The organism is Mycobacterium sp. ACS1612 (assembly GCF_001667505.1).
Taxonomy (GTDB): domain Bacteria; phylum Actinomycetota; class Actinomycetes; order Mycobacteriales; family Mycobacteriaceae; genus Mycobacterium.
In genome coordinates this window covers 91985-105087 of the sequence record NZ_LZHZ01000005.1, presented here as the reverse complement: position 1 = coordinate 105087, position 13103 = coordinate 91985, and the positions used below count along the sequence as shown (strand labels likewise).

Genomic DNA, 13103 nt, shown 5'->3' with positions numbered 1-13103 from the left:
CCGCGGTAGCTAATTTCGCTCCTCACGTCCGCGGTGATTTTTCCTCGCCGTAACACACGGTAACGTCGGCGTGCTCTGCACACTTGAAGATTGCTGTGTGTTGATGCATCAGGGAATCGGCCTGGACGCGTTCAACGCAATGCCGATGCGTCGAGCCGTGCATGCGATCTACGAGTGTTGCTACAGCGTGCCGCTGGCCGCCGACCTCGCCCGCGGCCGCCCGTACGACAGCCACGACCGGTTGTTCCGCCACGCCGACGCCCTGTTGTTCGGGCTTTCGGAGGATTCGATCAACTCGATCCTGCAGGCCTACCCCGACGTCGGACGGCGGCCGGGCAGCGAGAAGTCCGCGGCCGAACAATGCGCCGTGTGGTGCGACCAGGCCGAGGTGATGGACAAGCTCACCGTCGCCTCCAAGCGCTACCTGGAGCACTTCGGCTTCGGGTTCGTGATGTTCGTCAACGGCAATTCGGCGCAGGACGTGCTGGCCACCATGACCGACCGGCTGCACAACGACTGCGACACCGAGCGCAAGATCGTGCGCAACGAGTTGGCGCGCATCAACCGGACCCGGCTCGAGCGCATGCTCGGCCCGGAAGGCGGTTACGACAACTGGTGAGGCTAGGCCGCCTGCCAGTCCTGGATCGCGGTGTCCTGTTTCCTGCCCAGTTCGAGGACCAGGTCCTCGGGCGCGGGATCGCTTGGCGCGCCCGCGAATTCGATGGTGGCCGCGGCATTGCCCTGGGTGAAGGACAGGACGGTCACGGACTTCGAACCGTCCGGTGACATGCCCGTCAGTATCGTCCCGCCCGAACCAACGTCAGCGGGTTGGGATTTGCCGTCCGCGACCGCCAGTTGTCCCCTCGCCGCGTCCAACGCGGCCGTTGCGGCCTGCGTGTCGGGCAGCACGAGGATGGTGCTCGTGATCGTGCGACTGCCGTCGCGGTGGGTGTAGACCGTCTCGACACCTGGCTGCCCATCCGGATTGAACACGGCGGGCGCCGCGTTGTAGGCGAGCGAGTCGGTGATCAAATTCGGGTCCACCGGCAACGCGCTGAAATCGCCCGGTTGTGCTGCGGCATAACCGAACCCGCTGAACGTCAGCGCCGCGGCCGCAGCGACTCCGCCGGCGATTGTCTGAACTCTCTTCACGTCGTGCTCCTATCCGTCAGCAGGGGTAGCAGCCGAATCCGCGCCAACCGTCGCGCCAAACCCATCCGGGCCCGCAGCCCATCCCGCCGGTCGTGCCGTAGCAATCGAGCATCTGCACCTTGGGTCCGACCGGCACCGCCGGCTGTGTGGCCACATTCGTGTCGTGTGAGCTCTGCGCCGCGTATGCCGTCTGCGCGGTGGCCACCGAGCCGAACATCATCGCGGTTATGGCAAGGGCCATGCCGAGTTTGCGCATCAGATTCCTCCGCCCGTGCTGGGAATTTGCAGTGCAAACGGTACGCCGCCCGCGCGCGTTTTGGACGCATTGGACAAACAACTCCGCGTCGATGCCGCATGATGGCCCGATGAACGATGCCGTGAACGGTCACTGCGAGAGTCGCTTCGCCAAGGTCGCCGACGCACTGGCCGACGAACTCGCCAAAGGCGAGGAACTGGGCGCCTCGATCGCCGTCGATATCGACGGCGACATGGTGGTCGACGTCTGGGGCGGCCACGCCGACCGCGCGAAGACGACGCCGTGGGCGCAGGACACGATCGTGAACTTCTTCTCGTGCACGAAGACCCTGACCGCGCTTGCCGCACTGATCGCGATCGACCGAGGCAATATCGACGCGTTCGCTCCGGTCGCCAGTTACTGGCCGGAGTTCGCTCAGAACGGCAAGCAGGACATCGAAGTTCGTCACCTGATGTCGCACACGTCGGGCGTATCGGGTTGGCAGGTGCCGTTCGGCATCGAAGACATCTACGACTGGGAGAAGGCGACTGACCACTTGGCCCGCCAGGAGCCCTGGTGGCCCCCGGGGTCGGCGTCCGGCTATCACGCCGTCAACTACGGGCACCTGATCGGCGAGGTGATCCGGCGCGCCACCGGCAAAACCCTCAAAGAGTTCGTGCGCGACGAGATCGCCGCACCCCTGCAGGCCGACGTGCAGATCGGTCTCGGCCCCGCAGATGAGCACCGCGTCGCGGAGGTGATTCCCCCTCCGCCGCTACCCATCTCACTCGACGACCTACCCCACGACCACCCCGCCTACAAGACATTCGCGGGTTTCCCGCCCGACGAGAACACCGCGCTGATCGTCGAGACAACGCCCTGGCGCCGCGCCGACATCGGCGGTGTCAATGGTCACGGCAACGCCCGCGCGCTGGCGCGCGCCCTGTCACCAATCTCGTTGGGCGGCAAGGCCAACGGCGTGCAGTTGCTGAGTGAGGACACCATCGACCTGATCTTCCAGGAGCAATCCAACGGTATCGACCTGGTGCTGATGGTGCCGTTGCGGTTCGGCATCGGGTTCGGATTGCCGTCGCCGGAAAGCGTTCCCGGGGTGCCGGAGGGCAGGGTCTGCTTTTGGGGCGGCTGGGGCGGATCGATGGTGGTGATGGCCCCCGACCACCGCGCCACCTTCTCCTATGTCATGAACAGGATGGGTCCGGGGACAACGGGAACCGAGCGCACCATCCGCTACGCCGACCTCATCTTCGACGCGCTTGGTTGACGGTTACTTGGCCGCCGGCGTGAGTTTCGACTCACCCGGCGACGCAGGCGATTTCTTGGCGCGCAGACGCCTGGCGTAATTCATCGCGGGCTTTTCGACCAGGTAGAACGTGACGGTCGCGGCCAGGATCGTCACCGCGAGCAGCAGCACGATGTTGTGCAGCATGCCCGGCAGCGTGTCGGCCGCCATCCACCCGAGCTTGCCGAGCAGGAGCAGCATCGGGAAGTGCCACAGATACGCCGACAGCGAGATCTCGCCGACGTAGCGGATCGGGCGGACGTCGAGGAAGGTCGCCAACTTCGATTTCCGGCCGTGCGCAAGGGGCACGACGACGATGAGGATCATCAGGGCCGCGACCACACCGACGCCCGCCGTCACGAATTGCACTGCGATGCCGAAGAAGGCGGCGCTGACCACCAGCACGGGGAGTATCGCGACAGCACTGGCCATCCGGATGCGTCGACTGATCCGCAGCGGCAGCGCGCCGCGCTCGATCGCGACGAACACGACCGCGGCGAACATCCCCATCGCGAAGTTGTCCGCGTTGGTGAGGATGCTCTTGGTGAAGACCGCGGCGATGTTCGGACCCCAGTTGAGCAGAATGAAGTCGGTGGTGCCCGCATACTGATTCACCACCGGAATAAGCGAGCGGCCGATCAACCCGACCAGCAACAAGATGGTGGGCGCCAACATGGCGACGACGAACGGATTTCGTCCGCTGCGCTTGCGCAGACCGAACACCGCAAACCCCAGCAGCGGCAGCGACAGGTAGAACGCGTACTCCAACGTCAGCGACCAGGACGGCCCGATGCCCGTTTGGATGTACGCAGGAAAATACGTCTGCACCAACGCCAGGTTGGCCAGCAATTCACCGGGGGCGGTGATGACGCCGATTCCGGTCTTGGCGTCGTCGGGCATCAGCGACGCATTGTCGACATAGGACAGCCGCAACACGAAATTCACGATCAGAAAGATGACCAGGTATGCCGGCATGATCCGGGCGAGGCGGTGTACCGCGTAGTCACGCACATTCGGCATGTGCGCCGAGGACCGCTCGGCAACCACATTTCGGACATATGGCAGGAACAGCAGGAAACCACTTAGCACAAAAAAGTAGACGAGAGAGAAACCGAAGACATTCGTCTTCCAGACGTGCGCGGTGTGGGCGGTGTAGTAGCCCGTGACGTGGGTGATCGCGATGCTCAGACACAGCAGCCCGCGCACGCCATCCAGCCCGATAATCCTCGCCCGCCTGTGAGTTTGCTGCGGGGAATCGACCTTCGTGGCGTCCGCCTCGGTCGAATCTGTGGTGGGTTGCGTGGTCATCGCGCCTCGAAATTGACGCGGATAGCAAAAACGCGCAAAGGACGCCCCTGTTTCATAAAGAGTTGCACTACCTGCTGCGCCATCGTCACAGCAACGAAAGTTCACGACCAGCCAGCTAAGAAACTGTACATCGCGGCTGGTGTTTTCGCATACAAACAGCACTAGGCATGCTACCCACTTGACGTCACGACGCCGCCGGATTGTATTGCCGGAATAAGTTCAGTTACGTGACCTGCAGCCGAAACGTCGCCTCAACGAGTCTGAATCGCGAACAACTCAACCGGCAGCTAATCAATCCAACGTTACGATGCCTTGGGTTGATCGTGCATGGACAGCAATCGGAGCACTTCACGCCCCAGGTCCCGCAGATCCTGTCGCGGCGAAGCGGGAATCAACGTGACACCGTCGGCGACGTCGGCCCGCGAGATGTCGGAGATCAGCCCGGCGAGTCCGTCGATGGTGCCCGCATACTGCACTGTCTCTCGCGCAGGCCCGAGAACGCTTCTCGCGGAACGGAAGTCGCCAGCCACCGCGACGGTGACATCGAGAATCACCGCCGAGTCGTCACCGCCGGCCCTGATGCGCGCCCTGGCGCGGCGGGCCTGCTGCAGGTCGGAAGCGGCGACGCGCACCGTGCGCTGATCGCCATCGGTCAGTTCACTCCAGTCACCGCTCGGCGAGTTCGCCACGAATAGCCGCACGCCGGTCACGCTAGGAAAACACGCCGACCGTGTCGATGATTCCGCTCAGGCCGAATCCAAGGTCTGCGTCTCCGCATCCTTCTTCACGTCGTGCACGCGCGTCTTGTAGAGGCTGGCCGCCGTCGTGATCACCAGCGTGACGATGATGACGCCCAGGCTCAGCAACGTCGGGATGTCGGGCACCGGCACATGCTCACCACCGTTGATGAACGGCAGTTCGTTCTCGTGCAATGCGTGTAGCAGCAGTTTCACGCCGATGAACGCCAGGATGACCGCCAGCCCCTGCGACAGGTAGACCAGGCGCTTCAGCAGGTCGCCGAGCAGGAAGTACAGCTGCCGCAGGCCCATCAGCGCGAACACGTTGGCGGTGAACACCAAGTACGGCTCCTGAGTGAGGCCGTAGATCGCGGGAATCGAGTCCAGCGCGAACAGCAGGTCGGTGGTGCCCAGCGCGACGATGACGAGGAACATCGGCGTCATCAGCCGCTTGCCGTTCTCCTTGACCCACAGGCTCAACCCATGCCAGGTCTCGGTGAGGCTGAGGTGCTTGCGCGAGAACCTGACCACGAAGTTCTCCGCGTCGTCGTCGTGGTCGGTGTCACGGACCAGGTTGATCGCCGTGTAGATCAGGAAAGCCCCGAAAATGTAGAAGACCCAGGAGAACTGGTTGATCGCCACCGCACCCAGTGCGATGAAGATGCCGCGGAAGATCAACGCCAGAATGATGCCGACCAACAGCGCCTGCTGCTGGTACTTCTTCGGCACCTTGAAGCTGGCCATGATGATCAAGAAGATGAACAGGTTGTCCACCGACAGGCTGTACTCGGTCAGCCATCCGGCGAAGAACTCGAGCCCGTACTGGCTGCCGTGGAAGAACCACGTCCACAACCCGAAGCCGATTGCGAGTGCGACGTAAAAGGTCAGATACGTCGCAAGCTCCCGTTTCGACGGTTCATGCGGCCGACGGCCGATCACGATCACGTCGAACAGCAGCACCGCGATCGTCACGCCGAGCGTGATGATCCACTCGAGTTGGGTCACTTGCATCGAATAAGCCTCCGGCCGTCGTTGAACGCCGGAGGTCTCTCCCGCCTGGCCACGCGAAATAGCTGGCAGGCCCGCGGTGCCGGTCGTCCGATATCGGTCGACGTGGTGACGACACAGCGGCGAAGGAATACTCCCCTCCGCTACCCAGTGTGCCAGCTAGCTGCCTCACATCGAAACCGGGGCTTGTGAACCTACGGTTACCCCCATGGCTGACGCCCAACTTCCTGGTGTTTTCTCCGACGTCCAGCCGCTGCTGGAGCACTACGGCTACCTCGGCGTGGCGGGGATGTTGTTCTTCGAGGACTTCGGCGTGCCGGTGCCAGGGGAGATCATGTTGATCGCCGCGGCCGTGTTCGCCGGCGCGGGCCAGATGAACATCGCGGTGGTCTTCCTGGTCGCCGTGCTCGCAGCCGTGATCGGCGACAACATCGGCTTCCTCGTCGGCCACTTCGGCGGGCGCCCTCTCGCCGAGCGGTTCGGCCGCTATGTCTTCCTCACTCCGCAACGGCTGGACCGCGCCGAGGCGTTCTTCGACCGGCACGGCGGAAAAATCGTCACCGTCGCGCGCTTCATCGACGGGCTGCGCCAAATCAACGGGCTGCTGGCGGGAATCGTCGGCATGCACTGGCTGAAATTTCTGGGCTACAACGCCCTTGGCGCGGTGCTGTGGGTCGGCGCGTGGGCTGCGCTGGGATACCTTGCCGGCGAGCACATTGTCGACATCTACGACACGTTCGAACGGTACAAGTGGTACGTGGTCGCCGCAGCCGTCGTCGTTGTCGCAATTGTGATCACGCACCGCGTGCGGCGCCATCGCGGCCAGCGCGCGGCTTAGTAACTTGTACTCGTGACGACGGACGGGAACGGGCACCGACCGCAGGTGCCGACGCAATACCTGTTGTCCTCGCACGCGCCGGCACCGCGCACCTTGATAGACATCCTCTACGAGACGGCGGGCCGCTACCCCGATGCGCCTGCGATCGACGACGGCGAGGTCCAGCTCACCTACGCCGAGTTGATCTCCGACATCGAAGAGAGCGTCCAATGGCTGGCCGCACGCGGGATCGGCCGGGGCGATCGCATCGGCGTCCGGATGCCGTCGGGAAGTTACGCGCTGTACGTGGCGATCCTCTCGACACTGGCGGCCGGGGCGGCGTACGTGCCGGTCGACGCCGACGACCCCGACGAGCGCGCCGAACTGGTCTTCGGCCAGGCCGGGGTGGTCGGCATCATCACCGAAAAAGGCCTGATCCGCGCCCAAGGCGCGTCGCGCGGATGGCGGGCTGGCGCGCCACTCGGTCGCGACGACGCGTGGATCATCTTCACGTCCGGTTCCACCGGCACCCCGAAGGGGGTAGCCGTCACCCACCGCAGCGCCGCGGCGTTCATCGACGCGGAAGCGCAATTGTTCTTGCAGGACAACCCAATCGGACCGGGCGACCGGGTGCTGGCCGGCCTCTCGGTGGCGTTCGACGCCTCGTGTGAGGAGATGTGGCTGGCCTGGCGGCACGGCGCGTGTCTGGTGCCCGCGCCGCGCTCGCTGGTTCGCAGCGGCATGGACCTCGGGCCGTGGCTGGTGTCGCGTGACATCACCGTCGTATCGACCGTGCCGACGCTGGCGGCGCTGTGGCCGGCAGAAGCGCTCGAAGCGGTGCGGCTGCTGATCTTCGGCGGCGAGGCCTGTCCCCCGGATCTGGCCGAACGCCTGGCCGTCGACGGCCGCGAGGTGTGGAACACCTACGGCCCCACCGAGGCGACCGTGGTGGCCAGCGCCTCGCTGCTCACCGGCAAGAGCGGGGTGAGCATCGGACTTCCGCTGCGGGGTTGGGATCTGGCCGTCGTCGACAACGCGGGCATCCCGGTAGCCACCGGTGAGACCGGCGAACTCGTCATCGGTGGCGTCGGGCTGGCCCGCTACCTCGACCCGGACAAGGACGCCGAGAAGTACGCGCAGATGCCGACGCTGGGCTGGGCCCGTGCGTATCGCACCGGCGATCTGGTGCGGCTGGAAGCCGACGGCTTGTACTTCGTCGGCAGGGCCGACGATCAGGTCAAGGTCGGCGGGCGCCGTATCGAACTCGGCGAGGTCGACGCCGCGCTGGTGAATCTGCCGGGAGTCAGTGGCGGGGCGGCCGCGGTGCGACGAACCGCCAGCGGCACACCGTTGTTGGTCGGTTATGTCGCGAGCGCCGACCCGGCGTTCGACATCGGCAAGGCACGCGCCACGCTTGCCGAGACGTTGCCCGCGGCCCTGGTGCCCAGGCTGGTGCTCGTCGATGAGTTGCCCACCCGGACGTCGGGCAAGGTGGACAGGAACGCGCTGCCGTGGCCGCCGCCCGGCGGAACCGACCAGCAGGAGCCGGATCTCGGCGGCACTATGGGCTGGCTGGCCGGCCTGTGGCGGGAGGTGCTCGCCGCCCCGATCGACGGGCCCGAGGCGGACTTCCATGCGCTCGGCGGCGGTTCGCTGTCCGCCGCGCAGTTGGTGGCGGCGATGCGTCAGCGCTATCCGCAGGTGACCGTGGCCGATCTGTACGACCATCCCCGGCTCGGGTCACTCGCCGGCTATCTCGACGAGCTGGACCCGCCGCCCGCAGTCGAGACGCGGACCGTCAAGCCGACGCCGCGGTTGACCCAGGCAGCGCAGGTGATGCTGTCGCTGCCGCTGGCCACGCTCGCCGGGCTGCAGTGGGTGGTGTGGCTGGCGCTGCTCAACAACGTTGTCGCGCAACTGCATCCACTGCCGTGGTTGGCGCCGGTGAACTGGTGGCTGGTCGCCGTCGGCTTCCTGATCTTCATCACACCGCTGGGCCGGATGTCGATCGCGGCGTTGGGCGCGCGAATCCTGCTCGGCGGTTTGCAACCCGGCACCTACCGGCGCGGTGGTCATGTGCATCTGCGGGTCTGGCTCGCAGAGCGGTTGGCGGACGCCAGCGGTGCTGAAAACCTCGCAGGCGCACCGTGGTTGGTGTACTACGCCCGCATGCTCGGCAACAAGGTGGGTAAGGGTGTCGACCTGCATTCCGCGCCTCCGGTCACCGGCATGCTGCGACTCGGGCACCGCGCATCGATAGAGCCGGAGGTCGACCTGTCCGGGCACTGGATCGACGGCGACCAGTTCCACGTCGGGCCGATCACGATCGGCAACGACGCCACCATCGGCGCGCGCACCACGCTGCTTCCCGGTGCCGTTGTCGGCAAGAACGCCGACGTCGCGCCAGGGTCCGGTGTGGTCGGCAAGGTCAAGAACGGGCAGTACTGGAAGGGCTCTCCGGCGGTGAAGTCCGGTAAGGCCAAGCATCCGTGGCCGGACCATCGCCCGCCGCGCGCCCCGTTGTGGGTGGCTGTCTACGGGCTGACGTCGATCCTGTTGGGCGCGCTGCCACTGGCGGCGCTGGCGGTGGGCCTGGCCGTGATCGGTTGGGCGGTGCGGGATGCCACCTCACTGACCGCCGCGATCGCGCCCGCGGCGCTGTGGACGCCGGTGGCAACCCTCGCCGCGGTGGCCACCTATGCCGCCTTGACGGTGCTCGGGGTGCGGGTGCTGTCGATGTGGATGCCCGAGGGGTACCACCCGGTGCGCAGCCGCGTCGGATGGCAGTTGTGGGCGACCGAGCGACTGATGGACGCCGCGCGCAACTACCTCTTCCCGATCTATGCGAGCCTGCTGACACCGGCGTGGCTGCGCCTGCTCGGCGCGAAAGTGGGCCGGGGAACGGAAATTTCGACCGCATTGTTGGTGCCCAAGTTCACCGTCGTCGAGGACGGCGCGTTTCTGGCCGACGACACGATGGTCGCGTCCTACGAGCTGGGCGGCGGCTGGATCCACGTCGCCAAGGCGACGATCGGCAAACGGGCGTTCCTCGGCAACTCGGGCATCACCCAACCAGGCCGGCGGGTCCCCGACGACGGGTTGGTTGCGGTGCTGTCGGCGGCACCGCACAAGGCCAAGGCCGGCTCGTCGTGGTTGGGCAGCCCTCCGGTTCGGTTGCGCCGCAAGACCACCGCTGCCGATGCCCTGCGCACCTTCAATCCGTCGCTGCGGCTGAAGATTCTGCGTGCCCTGGTGGAGATGTGCCGGCTGATCCCGCTGATCGTGACGTTCACGATCGGGGTCACCGTGCTGTTCACCGTGCAATGGCTTGCGGTGCAGTTCGGCTGGGCATGGGCTGCGCTGGCCAGCGGAGCGGTGCTGCTGGTCGCGGGAGCGTTGGCCGGCGGCATCGCCGTGGTCGCGAAATGGCTTGCGGTCGGTCGCATACGGGCCATCGAGCATCCGCTGTGGTCGTCGTTCGTGTGGCGCAACGAAGTGTCAGACACCTTCGTCGAGACCGTCGCGGCACCGTGGTTCGCGCGCGCCGCAAGCGGCACCCCTGTGATGAACCTGTGGCTGCGGGCATTGGGTGCCAAGATCGGCCGAGGCGTCTGGTGCGAAACGTACTGGCTGCCCGAGGCGGACCTGGTCACCCTGGAGGAGGGTGCGACTGTCAACCGCGGCTGCGTGGTGCAGACACATCTGTTCCATGACCGGATCATGCGGATGGACACCGTTGTACTGGAACAGGGTTCGACGCTGGGGACGCACTGCGTCGCGCTGCCCGCCGCCCGGATCGGGTCGGCGGCCACCGTCGGCCCGGCATCGCTGGTGATGCGCGGCGACGAGGTGCCGCCGTCCACCCGCTGGCAGGGCAACCCGATCGCACCATGGAACATGTTCCGTAAGAAGCGCGGCGGTGGCCCCGAACGGTCGGCCAAGAAAACAGAAGCCAGCGCCGCGTGACGAGGAGCAAGAAGGCGGCGAAGAAATCGGCGTCCCCGGTCATCGACCCATATCTGCCCGCCAACGGCAACTTCGGCTACCGGGTGTCCCGGTACGATCTCGAACTCGAGTACAAGGTGGCGATCAACCGACTGACAGGGACCGCGACCATCACCGCCGTCACACTCGCGGCGCTGCGGAGTTTCTCGTTGGACCTCTCCGATGCGCTGTCGGTGACGAAGGTGTCGGTGAACGGCAAGCGCCCGGCCAACTTCCGCTCGGCGCACGGCAAGCTGCACATCGCGTTGCAGGACACGTTGCCCGCGGGAGCGGCGATGAAGATCTCGGTGCGCTACGGCGGCACACCGCGACCGGTCCGATCGCTGTGGGGCGAAGTCGGATTCGAGGAGCTGACCGAAGGCGTGCTGGTCGCAGGCCAACCGAATGGTGCGGCGTCGTGGTTTCCCTGTGACGACCATCCCAGCGCCAAGGCCAGCTTCCACATCCAAATCAGCACGGAGAGCCCGTATTACGCGCTGGCCAACGGCGACCTGCTGTCTCGACGCGTGCGAGCTGGCATGACGACGTGGACCTACGAGCAGGCCGAGCCCACGTCGACGTATTTGATCACGCTGCAGATCGGTGCGTACGAACGCCACCGCATCGCAAAGAACGGCGTCCAGATGTACGCCGTGTTGCCGGAGCGCCTGCGCGACAACTTCGACAACGACTTCGCCGACCAGCAGAAGATGATGAAGCTCTTCACCAAGCTGTTCGGCCCGTATCCGCTGGCCAGCGGATACACCGTCGTAGTGACCGACGACGACTTGGAGATACCGCTTGAGGCGCAGGGCATTTCGATCTTCGGGGCCAATCATTGCGATGGCGAGGGCGGCGCGGAACGACTGATCGCCCACGAGCTTGCCCATCAATGGTTCGGCAACTCCGTCACCGCCAAACGGTGGCGGCATATCTGGCTGCACGAGGGCTTCGCCTGTTACGCGGAATGGTTGTGGTCCGAGCATTCCGGTGGGCGCACCGCCGACGAGTGGGCACGTCACTACCACCAGCGGCTGGCCGATTCGCCGCAGGATCTGTTGCTCGCCGACCCCGGCCCGCGGGACATGTTCGACGACCGGGTGTACAAGCGCGGCGCGCTGACCCTGCATGTGCTGCGACACCACATCGGCGACGAGAGTTTCTTTGCGCTGCTTCAGGATTGGACGGCACGCTACCGGCACAGCACCGCCGTCACCGACGACTTCACCGGGCTGGCCGCCAATTACGCGCACGAGTCGTTGCGGCCGCTGTGGGATGCGTGGCTGTATTCCACGCCGGTGCCTGCCCTCGAAGGCCCGTCGTGACGGAAGCGACAGGCCCCATCACGCGTGCCAGCGTCACGCGGGTGGGGACGGCCACCGTGCTGTCGGCGCTGTGCGGTTACGCGGTGCTGTACCTGGCCGCGCGTGATCTCGAGCCTGCCGGGTTCTCGGTGTTCGGGGTGTTCTGGGGCGCGTTCGGATTGGTCACCGGAGCCGCGTTCGGTCTGCTGCAGGAGGCCACCCGCGAGGTGCGCTCGACGCGCTATACCGAGGTGGTAGCCGGTCCGCGCACCCATCCGATGCGGGTGGCGGCCATCGTCGGCGTGGTGGCGGCCGCACTGATCGCCGCTACCTCACCGCTGTGGTCGGCGCACGTGTTCGTCGAGTCGCGGTGGTTGAGCGTCGCTCTGCTGAGCGTCGGGCTGGCGGGGTTCTGCCTGCACGCCACGCTGCTGGGCATGGTGGCCGGCGTGAACCGGTGGACTGAGTACGGCTCGCTGATGGTCGCCGACGCGGCCATGCGGGTGGCGGTGGCCGCGGCGACGTTCCTGGTCGGCTGGGGGCTGGTCGGATACCTGTGGGCCACGGTCGCCGGCGCGGCCGCGTGGCTGGCGTTGCTGCTCGCGTCGCCGACCGCGCGCGCGGCGGCTCGTCTGCTCACACCGGGCGGCACCATGACCTTCCTGCGCGGCGCGTCTCATTCGATCGCCGCCGCCGGCGCCAGCGCGATCCTGGTGATGGGGTTCCCTGTGCTGCTCAAGGCAACCTCGGGGGAGCTGGGGGCCGCAGGCGGCGTCGTGATCCTCGCGGTCACGCTGACCAGGGCGCCGCTGCTGGTGCCGTTGACCGCGATGCAGGGCAATCTGATCGCGCACTTCGTCGACCAGCGCACACAGCGGCTGCGGGCGTTGGTGCAGCCGGCGCTGGTGGTGGCCGGCCTTGGGCTGCTCGGCGTGCTGCTGGCCGGGGTGTTCGGGCCGTGGCTGCTGCGGGAGGGCTTCGGCGCCCAGTACCGGGCCGAGGGCGAGCTGCTGGCCTGGCTGACGGCGGCGGCGGTGGCGATCGCGCTGCTGACGCTGACCGGCGCCGCGGCGGTCGCGGCGGCGCTGCACCGGGCCTACTCGCTGGGGTGGGTGTCCGCGACGGTGGCGTCGGCGCTGTTGCTGCTGCTGCCGGTCGGGCTGGAAACGCGCACAGTGATCGCGCTGCTCTGCGGGCCGCTGGTGGGAATCGCCGTGCACCTGGCCGCGCTTGCAAGGGTGTCGTCTGGGTGAACCTG

At 66.3% G+C, this 13103-nt stretch carries 11 protein-coding genes; 6 read left to right on the top strand and 5 right to left on the bottom strand.

Translation table 11 applies throughout. The features are described from left to right. The first annotated feature begins 97 nt into the window (after positions 1-97). Positions 98-619, top strand: coding sequence for a 2-oxo-4-hydroxy-4-carboxy-5-ureidoimidazoline decarboxylase (locus A5724_RS03095; protein WP_232004682.1), 522 nt, complete (start codon positions 98-100; stop codon positions 617-619). Between the two features lie 2 nt (positions 620-621). Here the strand turns inward: A5724_RS03095 and A5724_RS03090 are convergent, their stop codons facing one another. Next, on the bottom strand, positions 622-1152 hold the full coding sequence (locus A5724_RS03090) for a hypothetical protein (RefSeq protein WP_067796019.1): 531 nt from the start codon (positions 1150-1152) through the stop codon (positions 622-624). Between the two features lie 16 nt (positions 1153-1168). Further along, positions 1169-1408 carry a hypothetical protein gene (locus tag A5724_RS03085; RefSeq protein ID WP_067796016.1) on the bottom strand — a complete coding sequence of 80 codons (240 nt, stop codon included), beginning with the start codon at positions 1406-1408 and terminating at the stop codon, positions 1169-1171. Between the two features lie 109 nt (positions 1409-1517). Here A5724_RS03085 and A5724_RS03080 point away from each other — a divergent pair, with 109 nt between their 5' ends. Beyond that, entirely contained in the window at positions 1518-2669 is a 1152-nt protein-coding gene (locus tag A5724_RS03080) for a serine hydrolase domain-containing protein (protein ID WP_067796015.1), read from the top strand. 3 nt (positions 2670-2672) lie between these two features. Here the strand turns inward: A5724_RS03080 and A5724_RS03075 are convergent, their stop codons facing one another. From A5724_RS03075 to A5724_RS03065, 3 genes are all read right to left on the bottom strand, one after another. Then, complete coding sequence (locus tag A5724_RS03075; RefSeq protein WP_067796010.1) at positions 2673-3995, bottom strand: acyltransferase; 1323 nt, start codon at positions 3993-3995, stop codon at positions 2673-2675. A 302-nt stretch (positions 3996-4297) separates the two neighbouring features. After that, the gene (locus A5724_RS03070; protein ID WP_067796248.1) at positions 4298-4696 is read right to left on the bottom strand and encodes a hypothetical protein; all 399 of its coding nucleotides are present in this window, start codon (positions 4694-4696) and stop codon (positions 4298-4300) included. Positions 4697-4741: 45 nt separating this feature from the next. Beyond that, positions 4742-5743: a TerC family protein gene (locus A5724_RS03065; RefSeq protein ID WP_067796007.1), complete on the bottom strand. Its 1002-nt coding sequence runs from the start codon at positions 5741-5743 to the stop codon at positions 4742-4744. 205 nt (positions 5744-5948) lie between these two features. Here A5724_RS03065 and A5724_RS03060 point away from each other — a divergent pair, with 205 nt between their 5' ends. The 4 genes from A5724_RS03060 to A5724_RS03045 are packed head-to-tail and all read left to right on the top strand — an operon-like array spanning position 5949 to position 13098. Continuing rightward, the gene (locus A5724_RS03060; RefSeq protein WP_067796004.1) at positions 5949-6578 is read left to right on the top strand and encodes a DedA family protein; all 630 of its coding nucleotides are present in this window, start codon (positions 5949-5951) and stop codon (positions 6576-6578) included. A 12-nt stretch (positions 6579-6590) separates the two neighbouring features. Next, positions 6591-10523: a Pls/PosA family non-ribosomal peptide synthetase gene (locus A5724_RS03055; protein WP_067796001.1), complete on the top strand. Its 3933-nt coding sequence runs from the start codon at positions 6591-6593 to the stop codon at positions 10521-10523. Further along, positions 10520-11866 (top strand): M1 family metallopeptidase, encoded by a 1347-nt coding sequence (locus A5724_RS03050; protein WP_067795998.1) that lies wholly within the window; start codon positions 10520-10522, stop codon positions 11864-11866. The genes A5724_RS03055 and A5724_RS03050 overlap by 4 nt, the downstream gene beginning before the upstream one ends. Beyond that, positions 11863-13098 carry a hypothetical protein gene (locus A5724_RS03045; protein ID WP_067795995.1) on the top strand — a complete coding sequence of 412 codons (1236 nt, stop codon included), beginning with the start codon at positions 11863-11865 and terminating at the stop codon, positions 13096-13098. Before A5724_RS03050 ends, A5724_RS03045 begins: the two co-directional genes overlap by 4 nt. Positions 13099-13103 lie beyond the last annotated feature (5 nt).

Excerpts from the sequence above, each read along its gene's own strand:
- A5724_RS03085 (WP_067796016.1), bottom strand. The coding sequence starts at position 1,408 with ATGCGCAAACTCGGCATGGCCCTTGCCATAACCGCGATGATGTTCGGC.
- A5724_RS03080 (WP_067796015.1), top strand. The coding sequence starts at position 1,518 with ATGAACGATGCCGTGAACGGTCACTGCGAGAGTCGCTTCGCCAAGGTC.
- A5724_RS03075 (WP_067796010.1), bottom strand. The coding sequence starts at position 3,995 with ATGACCACGCAACCCACCACAGATTCGACCGAGGCGGACGCCACGAAG.
- A5724_RS03065 (WP_067796007.1), bottom strand. The coding sequence starts at position 5,743 with ATGCAAGTGACCCAACTCGAGTGGATCATCACGCTCGGCGTGACGATC.
- A5724_RS03060 (WP_067796004.1), top strand. The coding sequence starts at position 5,949 with ATGGCTGACGCCCAACTTCCTGGTGTTTTCTCCGACGTCCAGCCGCTG.